Below are 17,010 nucleotides of genomic sequence, written 5' to 3' on the forward strand. Positions count from 1 at the left end.
ACCCGAACACCAACAGTCACGAAGACACCAACCGCAACCCGCACAACAAAGCCCACGAAGACACCAACCGCGACTCGCACGCCGACCGTATTGCCGACTCCTGAGCCAACGGCTTGGCCTAGTGGTGTGGTGATCATCAATGCACTCTTACCGGCGCCAGCAACGGGAAAACACGAGTGGATTGAACTCCGTAGCCAATATGCACAACCCATCGACCTGCAAGGATGGTTCTTTACCGATAATAGTGGACAACGTCGCCTGATTTCTGAGCAATCCCTGGCGGCAGGAGCAACGGTGCGTATTCCGATCACGCGCTCTTTTCTGAACAACAGCGGTGATACGGTGATCCTGCACGATCCAACGGGAAACGCGATCGACACATTTTCTTATTCTGCAGCAGAGATTGATAGCATCGTCTGGCGCCAACTCACAGTTTCTTCTCCGCAAACCGACCCTGGGCACGAGATCAACCTCTCTCTGCAAATGCCTGCCACGACCGATAGCATATTGCCTTCGCCATTAGCATTTTCACGGCCTACCGAACGGCTTCCATTTTCGTTAGCACTCCGTTCGCCGTTGCCCGGTTACCTGACGATAACTGCCACTGCGTCGCCAACCGTTACTCCACCGGCAGTCAACGTGAGCACGTGTACTGATTGCTCTGAACCAAGGTGGTCATGGTCGCGGATCACTGCTGCGGTGCTAGGAGTTATTGCCATCCTGCTCTTTGTTACTGAACCAAAACCACGTCGTTCTGTGCGAGACTATCAGGATGTGTTATAATCTCACAACACTGGTGCCGAACATACGTTATATTCAGAGAGGAACACCCCTATGAAAGATCTGCCTACCCTGATAGGTGAACGGTTGACGCAGAACCTGTGGGGCGTTCTCGGCAATCAAGGGTATATTCTTGGTATCGATCTGGGCAGCTACGGCCTGCGGGTTGCCTTAGTTGACTTACAGCACCACACCTATCAAAATGCTTCCATGGAATTGGCCGAACACGAAGACCCGGACACAACAGTGAATCGTGTCATCGAGCTGGCCCGTGGCTTGATGGCTCAGGAAGGTGTGGGTACTGATCGGCTGGTACGGGTTGGCGTAGGCTTTAGTGGCCCGGTCGATCTCCGGCATGGCACCGTTCGATTAGCGCCCCGTCGACCAGGCTGGGAAAACTATCCGCTCCAGGAACGCTTTGAACAGGCCTTCGACACCGTAACTCTGATCGACAACGATGCCAACCTGATCGCACTCGGTGAAGCCGTATTTGGTGTTGGGAAGGGGTGTCAGCATCTTTTTTACGTTCACCTGAGCAGTGGTGTGGGCGGTGGAGCGGTATTGAACGGTCGTCTCTACCATGGTGCTCATTCCATGGCAGGTGAAATTGGGCATGCGGTCGTAGGTCATGGTTGGGATGGTGATGGTCGTCCGGAAACGCTAGAGGAATTGGTCTCTATTGGTGGATTGCTCCGACGGGCAGCCGCTGCCGGTCTAACCACCAGTCGCCTGGAAGATATTTTCAGTGATCATCCGGTGGCGCGTAAGGTTGTTCAGCATACCGTTGATTTGATGGCTACCAGGATTGCGCAGATTATTGCGTTACTCGATCCGGAAATCGTTGTCTTAGGTGGCATTGTGGTGCGTATTGGCGGCGATAGTTTCGTCGAAGCAATTGCCTCCAGGGTAAATCATTTCATCGCTCCCCAGTTTGCTCGTCCGGTACCGGTCGTGGCTTCGATATTAGGGCCAGACAGTGTCGCAATCGGTGCTGTAGCTATGGCCCTCGATAGCTTGTCAGATTAGTTTTGCTGATATGCCTCTCTTCTCTCGTCGATCATACCGTTAGCGTATGGCAGGTTCGCAACCTGTACCCCCGCACAGAGGAGATGGTGGTGGATCGGGACCTGGAGGGTGATGGTAGGCTAATGTGTCAACCGATGGGAACTACATGTGCATCACACGACGCGGGCCGGAGGCCCGCGTACCCAGGTGGCCGCAATGAGGCCCGTATCTGATGCCAATCCTGTCTGTGTAAGCCGTGTATCATCCTGCCAGCGCTGCTAGTACCCCCCGCTTACGGAGGGAAGGGGGGTGATCCAGATGCCCACGCACCAGGACACGGTTTTCGTGAACAGGATCGGTATGAGAACGCTGAAAATCCCTCCCTGCACGATCTCCTATTTGCATGTCGTGCTGAGCAATGATACAATACAGTGAGCTATATCGTACACCCTACGGATAGCAGGGAGGCAAGTCCCGCCTCTCTGTTTCCTGTTGTCTATGAGTTGAAGCTTGTGGGGGCATGATGGACGCAAAGACGATCATTTTTGGCGATACCGCCATCGACCGCTTACTCCAATGGCTTCGGGCAAGCGGTGAACCGAAAGATGTGAGAGACCTGTTATTGCACTATCTCGAAATTCTTTGCAAGCTGGTGACGGAGGAGGGCGAATGACTGCCACCACAGCAACACTGGCCGATGAAGTATGGCGGCTGATGACCGCACAGGGAATTCTTTTCGCCATTGATGCCCCTATTCGGCAGACGCTGAGTAATCTGGTCGCATTCTTTGCCGCTCGTCTACAACGCGATCCGGCGAGTGTGCAGGCTGAACTGGAAGCAGCTCTGGCCGCTGATGAGCGTTTCACCCGCGAGGAGGTCAACGGTCAAGTTATTTTTGTGACCTCTCGTCAGGGACGGTATATTCCCCGTGATACTACCGATCCGCATACCTTTAAACAGCGCCTCTATGAGCCAGAGAATCCGTTACCGATTGATGATTTAAGCGTTGTTGTATCTACGTCGCGTCCGGCAATTACGACGGTGGAACCGGTCTATATTTCAGACTACTGGCTCGAACAGGCCCGGTTAGTGGCGGCTACGCAGATGGATGAACAGCCGGTAGTTCAGCCCGAATCTCAGGAAGCTGGTGCGACGACACCGGTTGTTGTCGAGCAGCCAGTTGCTGAGGGGGCAGGCCCGGCGCCGGTTGGTGAAGAGCCAGGAGTGGCAGTGGTACCACCAACTGATGTTGAAGAGCCGGTTGCGACGGTTGTTGAGGAACCCTCGGCAGCGCCGGTTGCCGCGTCGGCTACCGGTGAGCGTTCGACAGTGCTGACCGTTGACGGCTTGTCCATTGATCTGAGCCGTTCACCGGCAGAGATCGTGGCCGAGCACGGCCCTGCTCTAGAGCGCATTCTAGCCGAGCGATTGGCTCAAGACCCACTCCGGCGGATCGTCAGCTTTGGGCGATTGCACTATCCGGAAACGAGCTTAGTAAGCTTTGGTAAGAACGATCTGCGCAAGATCCGCGACTACATCCTCGAACGCAATGAGCCATTGCTCGATACCGAGATCATTGCCGATCTGTATTACCACAATCCACGCCAACCTGATTACGAGGGTTTTCGCTTTTCGTTGAATTATCGCCTGTCGCGTGAAAAAGATTTTGAATTCGTAGGAGTGGAAGGCGCAAATATCTGGTCAACGAAGGGTTTGCCAGCCATTGGCTCTAAGCGGGTAAAAGCATCCGAGATGGGCCAACTGACCTCGTATCTGATCGAGGGCTTTGATGATAGTCTGGCTGATCAAAGTGTGGAGTCTATTCAGGCCAGTGGCAGTGTGACTCGCTTGCTAACCTTCTTTGAGTGGGAATACGGGGTGCTTCCGCTAGATGCTGCGTTGGCGACCCTGTTGCCGAAACCGGTTTTCCCTGATCAACGAAGTGCGGTTCTTCGCTTTGATTCACCACAACATTTCGGAACGTATCTGGTTGAAGTGCGCTATCCGAGCGGTAATCGTGGTGGTTGGTTGCAAGGGCTGGAAGATTTCTTCCGCGAGTATCTTGTACCCGGCGCTTTGATCACGATTAGTCGGACTAACGCGGTGAATGTCTTTACCATCAGCTACGAGGAGGGTGGTGAGACGACGGATCGTCTGCTGACCTTTGACGAGAAGAAGAACCGGTTTGCGTTTGCCAATCTCACCTTCTACTGTGCCGTTGATGAGGATTTGTTGCCGACCCAGAATCGCTATGGGAAATTGCGAAATCTGAAGGCGTTCCCAATGAGTGAACGGCGGAAGGCCGAGATGATACTCGAACACGTTTGCGAGGCGATGGGCGAGCGGGGTGGTAGCCGTGAGCAGCCGGTGTATCGAGTAACGTTTAATGATATATACGTTGCCTATAACGTGCTACGTCCGGCATCACGCTCGTTTTTGCAAGCGTTGCTCGATAGCCACTCGGCGATGACAGCCGATCCTTCAGCGTCTGGAACGTATTTCTTCACTCTGCCGCAAGTGGAACGAACCGAGACCGAAGCAGAGGATGTAGATGTAGAGGAAGATTTGCCAATCCAACCCACTTTACGACGGCGGGGTGGTCGGTATATTGATGAAGATGAGTAAGTATGACTGGCGACGATGAAGGGCGTTGGCTCTGCATCGTCGCTTTGTCGTGTTTCCCTGGGCAGGTTTACCATGACTCTGAGTTTTGCTGAGCGTGTTGCCCAACTCGATACGATGGAGAAGGCTCCGACGCGCCTCGATCTGAAGTTGCTGGCTAATTTAGGGCCAGAGAGCGTATACATCTTTTGGGAGCAGTGGCAGCGCTTCAGTCTGGATCGCCGACGCCATATTATGCGTTTACTAGCTGAGCTGGCCGAAGAACAGATTCAGCTTGATTACCGGCCGGTCTTTCGGGCATGTCTGGCCGATCAGGACGCTCAAATTCGGGTGCTTGCTATTGAAGGATTATGGGAAGACGACCATGAGCAGATGATGGATCGGTTGATCCAGATGCTCCACGACCCGGCAGGTGAAGTGCGAGCGGCGGCGCTGCTCAGTCTGGCACGGTTTGCCTACCGTGCTGAGATCGGTGATCTGTCGCTCAGTGCAGGTCAGCGCTTGCATGATGTCTTGGTTGAAGCGGCTACCGATCCTGATCAGCCCTTTGAGGTACGGCGTCGGGCAATTGAGGCATTAGGCTATTTTGCCGAGTCTTCAGCAGCGCAGGAACTGGTTGACCGTGCCTACAATACCGATGACATCTACATGCGCGAGAGTGCGGTGCTGGCAATGGGGCGCTCAATGCGGCGCCAATGGTTCCCGTATATCTTGCGCGAGCTGCAAAGTCCATCTCCATCGTTGCGTTACGAGGCGGCACGGGCAGTTGGTGAGATCGGTGAAGATGGACGGGAATTGTTGCCTGCATTGTTACCGCTCGTCGATGATGAGGATACCGAAATTGCTCTGGCTGCAATTTGGGCGTTAGGCCAGGTTGGTGGGGCTGATGCGCGACGGATTCTCCAGCGGATTGCCCGTTCTCGTGATGAGGTGCGTGCTCAGGTTGCCCAAGATGCACTCGCCGAACTCGACCTTGATACCCTCTGAGGAAGTATGGCCTTTATTACCGATCAGGCCACGGCATTGCCTGATGGCTATCGTCACATTGTGCTGTCGCCGCATCTTGATGATGCGGCGCTTTCCTGTGGCGGGTTCATTGCGCGTATGACGGCGGCTGGCGAGCGGGTGCTGGTCGTCAATGTTTGTAGTGGTATACCCTCTGCTCAGGCGGGGTTCAGTGCATTTGCCCAATCGCTCCACGAACGCTGGGCATTGCCGCCATCATCTGTCGTGGCCCATCGTCGGGTTGAAGATGCCGCCGCGCTAGGTGTGCTTGGCGCCGATGCGCTGTTGTTGCCTGAGCTTGATGCAATTTATCGCTGCCCCGATGTGTATGCCGATGAAGTGAGTCTGTTTGCAACACCGATAGCCGATGATCCGCTCATTGATGCAGTGGTACGTCTGACGACAACGCTGGTCGAGCGCTATCCGCATGCTACATTTTATGTGCCACTGGCCGTTGGGATGCACGTCGATCATCAGTTAGTCTTTGCCGCTGCGACGAGTGTTTTGCAGGCTGCTGATGTACGCTATGGGTATTACGAAGATTTTCCGTATGCTCGCCAGCCGTCGGCTGTTGAACAGCGGTTAGCAATGATCGGTCGTAAGCACTATGCCCCACGCTATGTTCCACTCGATGAGGCGTTGCTTCAGGTGAAGATTACGGCTATTTCGGCTTATTCTAGCCAGTTGAATGTCCTCTTTGATGGGGTAGCGGCGATGCCGGCTGCCGTGACCGAGTATGCCGCACGGATTGCGTTTCCGGCCATGCGTTATGCTGAACGGCAATGGGTGCGCGTATGAGGGATCGGTGGCGGGTTGATGTACCATCTTCTGTGCGTTGGGATGCGTTTGTTGCCACGCATCCGCATGGGAGTTTCTTGCAGGCCAGCCCGTGGGGGGCAATGAAAGCGCTGTTTGGCTGGCATTGTCGGCGCCTGGCAGTATTCGATGCAGCCGGTACTATCCTGGCCGGTGCCCAGGTGCTCTTTCGGCGCGCTTTCGGTCTGGCTTTTGGCTATACGCCACGCGGTCCTCTCTTTTCTGGTGATCCGACCGTTGATGAATTGTTGATACAGGCGTTACGACGAGTAGGCCGACAGATGGCAGCAATTATGATCCGCTTCGAGCCAAACATCAGCGAACGCGACCTGCGAGCTGCCGAATTACGTGCCTGGTTTGATCATTGCCGTCTTGTGGTCGCCGATACCATTCAACCACGCAGTACTGTGTTGCTCGATCTCCAGGCCCCAGAATCGGCACTCTTTGCCGCTTGCTCAAAAGGTCATCGGGCCGATATTCGGCGCGCTGAACGATGCGGAGTAACGGTGCGGGTGGGGAATGAAGCCGATCTCGCTCCATTTTACGATATTATGCGGGCAACCGGGGAACGCGCAGCATTCAGTATTCACAGTGCTGACTACTATGCCACGGTATGGCGATTGCATCAACCAAACGCCCGTCTTTTCATTGCTGAAGCCCAAGCGATGCCAGTGGCAGCACATCTGATCCTGGCTGATGCGCGTTACGGTTATTACCTCTACGGTGGTTCGACGACGGAGGGATTACGGAGCGGCGCCAATCATTTGCTGGCATGGCAGGCACTGCGCTGGGCACGTGAGCGCGGTTGCATCGGTTATGATTTTTGGGGTATCCCAGATGCGCTCGGTCAGGCAGCATTTGCCGACGATGCAGCGGTGCGCACGGCGCTTGAACAAGCTGCTCAGCAGGACCCGTTGATCGGTGTGTATCGTTTTAAAAAGGGTTTTGGTGGCCGCATCGTTCGTTTGATGCCGGCCTTCGATCTCGTGTTGCTGCCACCACTCTATCCCCTGGCAAAGCAGAAAATTGGAGGATAGCGTGACAAAATCTCTTGCCAGTCTCCTGGTCGGTCTCGGTGAATATCAGCTTATAGGCGATCCGCAATTACCGATACAGGCGCTCACCTACGATTCGCGTCGGGTCAGGCCGGGGAGTCTATTTGTGGCCATTCGTGGGCAGCATAGCGATGGTCACCAGTTTATTGAACAGGCCATTACTCAGGGGGCACATGCGGTAGTGGTTGATCGTCGCTATTGGTCCGGGTCGCACCATCCGGCGGTTCCGGTCGTTGTTGTTGCCGATAGTCGGGTTGCCCTGGCGCCATTGGCGGCTGCATTTTACGATTATCCCGGTCGAGACATGATCACGATTGGGATTACCGGTACGAAAGGGAAGAGTACGACAACCGATATAACAGCTCAGCTACTAACCGCTGCCGGGCGGAGAGTCGGGATGATCAATACGGTCGATTTCCAGATTGGATCACGCCGATGGCCTAACGATACGCGCCAGAGCACACCGGAGGCGCCAGAGGTGCAGGCCTTGCTCCGTGAGATGGTGCAGGACGGCTGTGATACGGCTGTTATTGAGGCTACTTCGCATGCGCTCTCCCCACGGTGGGGCCGGCTGGTCGGTTGTGCTTTTGCCGTAGCTGTGATGCTCAATATCGGTCACGAGCATCTTGATTACCACGGTTCGTTTGAACAGTATCGGGCTGATAAGGCGCAACTCTTTGCTCTGCTTGCCGAGCGTTCTGGTCCACGGTGGGCAATTGTTAATGCCGATGATCCCAATCATCACTATTTTCTCGCCGCAGCTCCGGCTGATGCTGTGCGATTGCGGTATGCGCTTAATTCCCCCGCAGAGGTGCGGGGAGTCATTGTCCGTAGTGAACCAACTCGTAGCACGTTGCGGGTGTCTTCACCGTGGGGGGAAGCGGAAGTCACTGTACCGCTTCCCGGTCAATTTAACGCCAGTAATGCACTGGCAGCGCTGACGGTCGCTCTCTCGCAGGGGGTTCCGCTTGATACGGCCGCTACCGCTCTTGCCGGTGTACGAGCGCCACGAGGCCGGATGGTAGCAGTTGATGCCGGGCAACCGTTTTCGGTCATCGTTGATTATGCGCACAATCCTGAATCCTTTGAACAGATTTTTGCAATGTTGCGACCCCAGGTACGCGGGCGTATGATCGCTGTGTTCGGCAGTGCCGGTGAGCGTGATGTTGCCAAGCGGGCTATGCAGGGTGAAATTGCCGGACGAATGTGTGATGTCCTGGTGCTTACCGACGAGGACCCGCGTGGTGAGGATCGCGAAGCGATTATCGCTCAGATTGCGGCTGGCGCCGAGCGGGCTGGTAAACGGGCGGGCAGTGGCTATCTCTGCATTCCTGATCGAGCACAGGCGATACGGGTAGCATTAGCTGCTGCACAACCCGGCGATCTGGTCTTACTGTTAGGCAAAGGCCACGAAGGCAGTATCATCTACGCCGATCATTCTATTCCGTGGAACGAAGAGGCAGTGGCACGGCAGGCGTTGGCCGAACTGGGTTATGGCAGCGCGCATGATTGAGCTGGCACCTCACAATCCGTACACTCTGACCATCTCCTCACCGGTGATCGCAGCCGCCGGTAGTTTGGGTGATGTGGTGGGGATTGCACGCTGGCTGGGACTACAACGGGCTGATGCCGACCACGGTTTAGGCGCTATTGTCAGTTCAACCGTTACCCGCAGCGGGCGTCGCGGGCAACCGCAACTGATCGCTACTCCAGCCGGTGTGCTTTACCACCACGGAGGCTTCAGTCTCGGCGTACAGCAGGTACGTGAACAGTTGGCGCCACGTTGGGCAACCTACCATGTGCCGGTATTAGTCAGTCTGGCCGGAACAGACACGGCAACGGTCGCTGCCGAATTGAGTGAGGTGCCAGGTGTTGCCGGTTTTGAGCTAGCACTTCCTGCCACTTCCGCACTTGAAGCCGAGCAACAGGTCGCTCGCGTGCGTCGAGTGACGCTGTTGCCGCTAATCGTTCGTCTCCCCGGTGAGTTGAACGATCCGGTTGCAGTAGCCCAGGCCTGTGTGACTGCCGGTGCTGATGCGATTGCTCTGATCGGAGGCCTGCCAGCCTGTATGCCCCACCCTGAAGGAGGGTTGATCTATGGACGACTTGGCGGCCCGGCCATCTTTCCGGTGGCGCTACGGATGGTAGCAAGTGTTGCTGCTGCTGTGCAATTGCCGGTGATTGGTATGGGTGGTGTAGCTACAGAGGCCCATGCGCAGGCAATGGTTCAGGCTGGTGCACGGGCAGTTGCCCTGGCCAGTGCGCTGGTTAGTGATCTGCGTCGTGGACGAGTGATTGCTGAATCGTTGCGTGATCAGGCTATCTCGTAGGGGGATGGACGGTCACAATTGGCTGAGAGCGTCGAAAGGTTCCTGAACTTCCCATTCTCCTTCAACGCAAGACAATCTCGCGCACATGGACATGTGCCGGTTCGCCGACACCAACCTGGAAGATTTCCAAGCGTACCTGTTGCACGGTCGTCGGTGCAGGGAGATCAAGCTGAACTGTCGGATCGGGCGGGAGATTACGGTATTGCTGGCGCACGACGTTCGCAACACCATCAGGGGTTGTCAACACCACCGTGAGATCAAGGTCCATCGAACCTAGGGTCAGCTCTACCTGGCGTAGCGATTTGGGAGTGGTCAAGCGCAATTCAATCACCAGCGGATTCGCTTCAAACCCGCGGGCAAGCGTCATCGGATTGCCGTCGAACAGTTTTTCTTCGATGTTTGCCACGTATTCCATGCGCACCACGTAAAACCCTGGCCGTCCATCAGGGTAGGGAACGATCTGTTCGGGCGGCGATATGATGAACTTTCCACTTTGTTGGGCAAGCCAATATTCGGCGTCTGTCATAATAAAGACATCGCGTTGCCGATTGAGATCACGAACAGTGTAGAGATAGGCTTCGATACTGATCAGCTCTACCCGCCGTTGTTGCGCAGGAGTCAGAAAGAAGCCCACAAAACTGTTTGGATTGTTCGCCCATGTCGGTGAGACACGCAGCACAATGTGGGGATCGCGGGCGAGCAGGGTGGGAATAGTCTCGGCGAAGATCTGTTGCGCACCGTATTGCATGCCATAAAGACCGTAATCGCGAAACCAGAGTGGCCCACCGAGGACGGCATATTGGGTCATTGCCAGGCTACTTGCAGCCAAGAGTATTCCGGTCATGATACTGAACAGACGCTGCCAAAAGCGGTTAAACAGATCGAGAAGAACATCAATGCCAATGACCGTCAAAATCGTTGCCGGGACAACCATTCCCAGCATTCGCGTGATTGCTGGTCCAACCAGGGCGCTGCTGAAGGGTGCAGCCAGCAGGGCAATAATTGGAATGCGATAGTTTGGGTTGCGCCAATGCCACAGACAGGTGATCAGGCCAGTGGTGATAAAGGGCAACAGCACGAGCGGAAGATGACCGCTCTCTGGGAAGCGGTGTCGGTCGAGGTCAATCGTATTTGGCCAGAACCAGTAGCGAGGGTCTAACCCCTGCAGGTAGAGGCTGAAAAATCGTTGGATCTTTTCGCTGATGGGTATGGGCAGAATCCAGTAGGAGTAGAGCGAACGGAGGTGCTCGAAGGTGGCGTCGGGATGGAGTTGACGAAACCGCAGCCACGGGACGAGCACAAGCAACAACATCAGAAATGCAGTCCAGAGACGCGGCGCCGAACGGCTGAAATGGTAGCGAGCATCGCTCAGCAGCAAGAGTAATCCACTGACCAACATGACCCCCTGACCATTGGCGTAGCTGTAAAACGTCGCTGCGCCAAAGAGTATGACGGCCACGATCCAGCGATCATCGTGAAAACGGTAGATGACGTATGAGGCGAGAAAGCCGGCGTAGCAGGCCACCATCAGCGCTGTTTCAAACGCTGTGCGTGAATGGATAAACCATGCTGGCAGAATACAGAGCACCAGTATGCCGAGCCACCAGCGTTGGCTGTTGTACCCCACGCGGAGGATCAGCGCGATACCAAGTGGCGCCAGCAATCCAGCAATGACCGACGTAGCTCGGATAGTCCACACCGATTGATCAAACCCAAAGAGGATGATCCTGAAGGCATGGAGGTAGACGCTTAAGCTGAGACTCCACTTCTCTACATTCCGAAAGTAAGGTGGGAACCAGACACCGCTGGCATCACGAAATCCTTGTGCAACCAGATCACGCGCTAACACGCCATGAATTGCCTCATCACAGAAGAAATAGATGGGGAATGCTGTCAGATCAATCAAGCGTGTGTAAAGGTAGAGCGCGAGACTGCTACACAGGAGCAGCAGTTCGCCGATGGTAATGTGTCTGAGCAATCCATTGCTGGCAAGCGGTTTTTGCCACCAGGCTAATGATGCATGAGATGATTGATTGTTGGAACATTGATCACTCATCATCACGATGGTATGATTTCTGGTGCGGCAAACGTGTCGTGCCGGTGCGCTTTGTATTTATCAATTGCAGCCGCCTCTAGCGTTCTTCACTCGCTACAGGAGAAGTGGGTAAAGAACACGTCATGCAGTGGAACCAGCTTCAGGATACGTGTTTGAAAATGCAGCTATATTATACCGCAACAATTCAGGAATACCGTCAATTTGAACACTTGATCTGGATACGGCTGGTGGCGCCGTCACTGGCACGCACTGCCCGTCCCGGTCAGTTTGCCATGATCAGTCAGCGGCAAACGCATAGTCTTGATCCGCTGCCACGGTCTGCCGTCTTTTTCGCCGGGGCTGATCCGAACAGTGGTACATTAGAGCTGTTGATTGATCCACGCGACCCAACACTCACCCGGTTGGTTGATCTGCCGGAGGGAACAATTCTGGATCTCGGTGTGCCTTCTGTCAACACCTGTACGATCAATCCAACGACCCAAACTCTTCTGTTGGCGGGTGTTGGTAGTACGTTGCCGGCTCTGCTGTTCTTAGCGCGTCGGTATGCTGGAAAGCTGAATGTATCGCTGTTGATGGCCGGTGATGACGGCTTTGTCCCACCGCCATTTCTCTTACCGGCGACGGTAGAAGTGCAGATCAGCTCGACCGGTGCGTCGGCGTTATTCGATCTACTGACAACGACAACCGATCAGAATCCGTTGCGTTGGGCCGACCAGATTGTACTGGGTTTACCTTCCTTGTTTGTAAGCCGGGCTGCGAGTCTGATACGGACAACCCGTCTACGATGGGATCACGGCCTGGTTCAGGTGATTCTGGCCGGGTCATTGCCGTGTGGGCTGGGTATCTGTCGCGTCTGTCAGATCGAGACCCGGCAAGGGTGGCAGCGACGTTGTGTTGAAGGGCCGGTGTTCGATCTCCGTGATCTCCGTCTGCCAGCGTAAGCGGATTTACGGCAAATCACCTTCGAGGCGGCGAAAACTGTTGACAAACCAGCGATAGACATCGCGGAAACGATCTTCGACGCCGAAGAGTATGTGCGGGCCGAGATCAGGGTTGGCAAAGGCACGTCCCTGGATATTTGTCGTTGTCACTATCACGTACAACGGTTGGTACAATGTGATCGCCGGTGATAATTCCAGCCAGCGCTGTTGAAAGGTATGGTAGAACTCAGAACGAGCGACGAGTTCAGGTTCAGCACGCGCCTGCTCCAACAGCGTGTCAATTCGGCTGTCATTAAGCCCGGCGTAATTCAAGCCACCATTTGCCTGACTGGAATGCCAGAGACTGTAGGGATCGGGGTCTGGCCCAATCCGTGTCCAGGTATGGATGGCTGCCATGAAATCACCTTGACTCAGGCGGTTGGTCAGGGTCACGCTATCCACCGCTTCAACGGTAACCTCGACACCGATAGTTCGCCACTGTTCCGCAATCGCATTAGCGACAGCGAGACGACGTTCATCCTGATCAACCAGTAATGTGAAACTGAGGCGTTGCCGTCCGCGCTGACGAATGCCATCATCGCCCGGTTCAAAATCAATTTCTGCCAACCGCTCGGCTGCCGTGACCGGATCGAACGGCATCTGCCGAATCGTCGGATCATCAGCCCAGCTATTGGGTAAAAGTGGTGTGTCGATGGGTTGCGCCAACCCTTTGATAACCGTTTCAATCAAGGCGTCGCGGTTGAGGCCGAGGGCCAATGCCCGACGGAGAGGAATCTCTTGAAACAGTGGTAATCGCAGATTAAAGGTGAGCTGGGTATACTCATCTAGCGGCAAAACAATACGTTGTTCTTCACCTGGCAGATCAACGGCTTGAAGGTTGCTTCCCCAGCGCTCGGCTAAACCCATTACTTCACCGCGCGATAGAGCAGCTATGGCAGCCTCGTAGGTATTGAAGAATCGTAACTCAATGGCATCGAGGAATGGACGGCCATTGTAGTACGTTGGATTGGCAGTCAAGATTGCCCCATCGGGACGTAATTCCGACAATCGAAACGGCCCACTTCCAATCAGGCGCTGACCAAACTCACTGGTTGACCACTCGGTAGGGGGCAGATCGCGCAGCAAATGTGCCGGGAGAATTGGTACACGAGCGAGGGCTGGAAACGGTGCGAATGGTCCCGGCAGCGTAAATCGGACGGTACGAGTGTCAACGCGCTCAATTAGGGTTGTCCGCCAAAAACTGGCGACAGCCGGTTCTCCAGCAGCATCTAAGGTTTGCAGGGTACGCAGCGTAAAGACCACATCGTCAGCGGTCAACGGTGTCCCATCGTGCCAGCGCAAACCTGAACGAAGGGTAAACGTGTAGATTTCGCCACTTCCATCGACGGTATAACCCTCAGCCAGGGCCGGTTCGATCAGCCCATCGGCTCCAATCCGGGTCAGTCCTTCAAAGAGCAGACTGATGAGCGTGCGGCCTACTGGATCATTGATCGGATCGTTCAGAAGTGGGATCGGCATCAACGGTGAGCCAACCACTGCTTCACGGTACGTACCGCCGGGAGCGGGATTATTGGTCGATGCACTTAACATTGCCAGACGACCAAACAACCCCACAATGAAGCCAATTCCAAGCAGCGCAATCGCAATCTGCCAGCGAATTCGACGTGCCATACCCTAACTAAAAATTGGCAAGCTGGTAATCAGTGCGAGCAATAAAAAGGTGACACCGAGCACAATCGTGGCCTGGTACAACGTTTTCTCAATCCCGCGTCGGGTGCGCTGAATCGAGCTGGTGTCACGATTAATACCGCCTCCGCGCGATTGTAAGATAACCAACACACTCATCACGGCACTAATGACCAAAATCGCAATGTACAGCGCTGTTTCCATGCTCTGTTTACCTCTCCTTATGCGAGTAGTAAGTAGCATCTGCTGCCTTTCTGAAGGCATCATAGTATACCATATCCCGCCGGTGTTCAGAAGAGGGAGTGAAGGCAGTGGTATTCAGTGTGCTCAGCTTCGGGTAACCTTCGATGACTGAAGCGATTAACGACGGAGCGATCCTGCGAAGATCATACCTTGATGGCTCGTCAGGTTCGTACCGATACATGCGATGTGCGGTGTATGTACCTTTCAACACTTGTCTGCTCTATCGTGCTTATCGCGAAGTGTGTTGTGCCCTGCCAAGGATGAACCACTGTTGCCTTGCTGAAGTTATCGTAGTATCTACGGTTGTCGTCTTGCGACGAAATGTAATGATTTCCAGTCGTGTATTTTGTTGCTCACTATGTTATCATTGCAATTGTTCGAGATGTCACAGACATCGCCCGCCGATGGTGTCGTGAGCGAAAGGAAGGTCTTATATGCAGTTCCCTGCATACCTTAAACATCAACAGTTGCGCGAATGGATTCAGGAAATCGTCACATTATGCGAGCCAGCACAAGTACATTTCTGCGATGGCAGCCAGACTGAATATGACACGCTTTGTAACAAACTGGTCGAAACCGGTACATTCATTCGCCTCAACCCAAAATTGCGCCCCAACAGTTTTCTCGCCCGCTCCGATCCTTCAGATGTAGCTCGCGTTGAAGATCGCACCTTTATTTGCAGCCTATCAAAAGACGATGCTGGCCCAACCAATAACTGGATGGCTCCAAAAGAGATGAAGGAGATTCTGCTCAAACTGTTTAAGGGCAGCATGCGCGGTCGTACTCTCTACGTTATCCCCTTTAGTATGGGACCAATTGGGTCGCCGATTGCGCATATTGGGATTCAACTCACCGACTCACCCTACGTCGTTGTGAACATGCATATCATGACCCGTGTTTCGACGAAGATTTATGATGTGCTGGGTGAAGATGGTGAATACATCCCCTGTCTCCACAGTGTTGGTATGCCACTTGAAAGAGGTCAACCCGATGTGCCATGGCCGTGTAATCCGACAAAATACATTGTTCACTTTCCTGAAGAGCGTTCGATCTGGAGCTTTGGTTCGGGCTACGGCGGCAACGCATTACTTGGGAAGAAGTGTTTTGCCCTCCGCATCGCGTCAGTTATGGCGCGACAGCAAGGTTGGCTGGCCGAGCACATGCTCATTCTAGGTGTGAAAGAACCATCTAGTCGTAAAACGTATGTTGCCGCAGCCTTCCCTTCAGCGTGTGGTAAGACCAATTTCGCGATGCTCATTCCTCCCGATGCCTTCAAACGTGAGGGATGGGAGATCACCACTGTTGGCGACGATATTGCCTGGATTAAACCTGGCCCTGATGGCAAACTGTACGCGATTAATCCTGAGACCGGCTATTTTGGGGTTGCACCGGGTACCTCCTACAAGACCAACCCCAACGCGATGGAGAGCTGTCGGGCGAATACTATTTTTACCAATGTCGCCCTTACTGACGATGGCGATGTCTGGTGGGAAGGTATGACTGATGAACCACCAGCGCATTTGATCGATTGGCAAGGACGAGACTGGACGCCTGGTTGTGGACGACTGGCGGCTCATCCTAATGCTCGCTTTACTGCTCCAGCCCGTCAGAATCCGGCGATTGATCCGGAATGGGAGAATCCAAGGGGGGTGCCGATTGAGGCCTTTATCTTCGGTGGCCGCCGGAGCCGTACTGTGCCACTGGTTTACCAGGCTTTCAACTGGACATATGGGGTCTATCTTGCGGCAACAATGGGTTCTGAGACGACAGCAGCAGCAATGGGCCAGCAGGGGGTTGTACGGCGCGATCCGTTCGCGATGCTACCATTTGCCGGCTATCATATGGGTGACTACTTCAATCACTGGCTCAGCTTTGGCCGTCGTCTGAAGAACCCGCCGCGTATTTTCAGTGTCAACTGGTTCCGCAAGGATGAGAATGGGAAGTTCATCTGGCCAGGCTTTGGTGAAAATATCCGTGTCTTAAAGTGGATCATCGAACGTGCCCATGGTCAGGCCGTGAGTGTAGAAACCCCTATCGGGTGGGTACCGCGGTACGAGGATATTGACTGGCGAGGGCTTGATTTCAGCCCCGAACAATTTGATCAGGTGATGGAGTGTGATTTAGCGGAATGGCAGCAGGAGATTCTGTTGCACGAGGAGCTGTTTATCAAGCTCTACGATCGCTTGCCCAAAGAATTGTTGTCGGTGCGTGATCTGATCCTTTCTAGCCTCTGGCGTGCGCCGGAGAAGTGGGGAGCGACGCACGAATAACTGCTCGACTGAGGCTCGTATTTGTCGCGGATCACCTGCTTGACAGGTGATCTGCGATTTTTTGACAAGATGCTTGTTTCCGTGTACTATTGAACCATAAAGAGTTAAACATTCCCAAAGTATGTTGTACTGATCATCTCCTTTTCGACAGTTCACAGCGATTTCGTGTCGAATCGCTAGGTTCGTTTGTTGTGTTCGTAA

General features: G+C 54.3%; 14 protein-coding genes. 11 read left to right on the top strand and 3 right to left on the bottom strand.

The window, feature by feature from the left end; all coding sequences use genetic code 11:
- The 9 genes from JE47_RS0108285 to JE47_RS0108325 form a co-directional block, all read left to right on the top strand.
- The coding region (locus tag JE47_RS0108285; RefSeq protein WP_031459306.1) for a lamin tail domain-containing protein at positions 1-783 on the top strand (783 nt) is incomplete at its 5' end.
- Positions 784-834: 51 nt separating this feature from the next.
- Entirely contained in the window at positions 835-1,806 is a 972-nt protein-coding gene (locus tag JE47_RS0108290; RefSeq protein WP_031459307.1) for an ROK family protein, read from the top strand.
- Positions 1,807-2,305: 499 nt separating this feature from the next.
- Positions 2,306-2,458 (top strand): hypothetical protein, encoded by a 153-nt coding sequence (locus JE47_RS21560; protein ID WP_173424548.1) that lies wholly within the window; start codon positions 2,306-2,308, stop codon positions 2,456-2,458.
- Positions 2,455-4,410, top strand: coding sequence for a hypothetical protein (locus JE47_RS0108300; RefSeq protein WP_031459308.1), 1,956 nt, complete (start codon positions 2,455-2,457; stop codon positions 4,408-4,410). The genes JE47_RS21560 and JE47_RS0108300 overlap by 4 nt, the downstream gene beginning before the upstream one ends.
- A gap of 72 nt (positions 4,411-4,482) precedes the next feature.
- The gene (locus JE47_RS0108305; RefSeq protein WP_031459309.1) at positions 4,483-5,394 is read left to right on the top strand and encodes a HEAT repeat domain-containing protein; all 912 of its coding nucleotides are present in this window, start codon (positions 4,483-4,485) and stop codon (positions 5,392-5,394) included.
- Positions 5,395-5,400: 6 nt separating this feature from the next.
- Positions 5,401-6,210 carry a PIG-L deacetylase family protein gene (locus JE47_RS0108310; protein ID WP_031459310.1) on the top strand — a complete coding sequence of 270 codons (810 nt, stop codon included), beginning with the start codon at positions 5,401-5,403 and terminating at the stop codon, positions 6,208-6,210.
- Positions 6,207-7,265, top strand: coding sequence for a lipid II:glycine glycyltransferase FemX (locus JE47_RS0108315; protein ID WP_031459311.1), 1,059 nt, complete (start codon positions 6,207-6,209; stop codon positions 7,263-7,265). The genes JE47_RS0108310 and JE47_RS0108315 overlap by 4 nt, the downstream gene beginning before the upstream one ends.
- A gap of 1 nt (position 7,266) precedes the next feature.
- A complete protein-coding gene (locus tag JE47_RS0108320) occupies positions 7,267-8,796 on the top strand; it encodes a UDP-N-acetylmuramoyl-L-alanyl-D-glutamate--2,6-diaminopimelate ligase (RefSeq protein ID WP_031459312.1) in 1,530 nt (509 codons plus the stop codon).
- Positions 8,777-9,613 (top strand): dihydroorotate dehydrogenase, encoded by an 837-nt coding sequence (locus JE47_RS0108325; protein ID WP_236631172.1) that lies wholly within the window; start codon positions 8,777-8,779, stop codon positions 9,611-9,613. The genes JE47_RS0108320 and JE47_RS0108325 overlap by 20 nt, the downstream gene beginning before the upstream one ends.
- A 61-nt stretch (positions 9,614-9,674) precedes the next feature.
- Here JE47_RS0108325 and JE47_RS0108330 read toward each other — a convergent pair whose 3' ends face one another.
- Positions 9,675-11,672: an ArnT family glycosyltransferase gene (locus tag JE47_RS0108330; protein ID WP_236631173.1), complete on the bottom strand. Its 1,998-nt coding sequence runs from the start codon at positions 11,670-11,672 to the stop codon at positions 9,675-9,677.
- Positions 11,673-11,827: 155 nt separating this feature from the next.
- Between JE47_RS0108330 and JE47_RS0108335 the strand changes: the two genes are divergently transcribed.
- Entirely contained in the window at positions 11,828-12,610 is a 783-nt protein-coding gene (locus tag JE47_RS0108335) for an iron-sulfur cluster-binding protein (RefSeq protein ID WP_031459315.1), read from the top strand.
- A gap of 6 nt (positions 12,611-12,616) precedes the next feature.
- Here JE47_RS0108335 and JE47_RS0108340 read toward each other — a convergent pair whose 3' ends face one another.
- Both JE47_RS0108340 and secG read right to left on the bottom strand, forming a co-directional pair.
- The gene (locus JE47_RS0108340; RefSeq protein ID WP_031459316.1) at positions 12,617-14,281 is read right to left on the bottom strand and encodes a peptide ABC transporter substrate-binding protein; all 1,665 of its coding nucleotides are present in this window, start codon (positions 14,279-14,281) and stop codon (positions 12,617-12,619) included.
- A gap of 3 nt (positions 14,282-14,284) precedes the next feature.
- Entirely contained in the window at positions 14,285-14,500 is a 216-nt protein-coding gene (secG, locus tag JE47_RS0108345) for a preprotein translocase subunit SecG (RefSeq protein WP_031459317.1), read from the bottom strand.
- Positions 14,501-14,973: 473 nt separating this feature from the next.
- On the opposite strand from secG, the gene JE47_RS0108350 reads away from it, so the two are divergent.
- Complete coding sequence (locus tag JE47_RS0108350) at positions 14,974-16,809, top strand: phosphoenolpyruvate carboxykinase (GTP) (protein WP_031459318.1); 1,836 nt, start codon at positions 14,974-14,976, stop codon at positions 16,807-16,809.
- Positions 16,810-17,010: the final 201 nt, after the last annotated feature.

The organism is Chloroflexus sp. MS-G (genome assembly GCF_000735195.1).
GTDB lineage: Bacteria > Chloroflexota > Chloroflexia > Chloroflexales > Chloroflexaceae > Chloroflexus.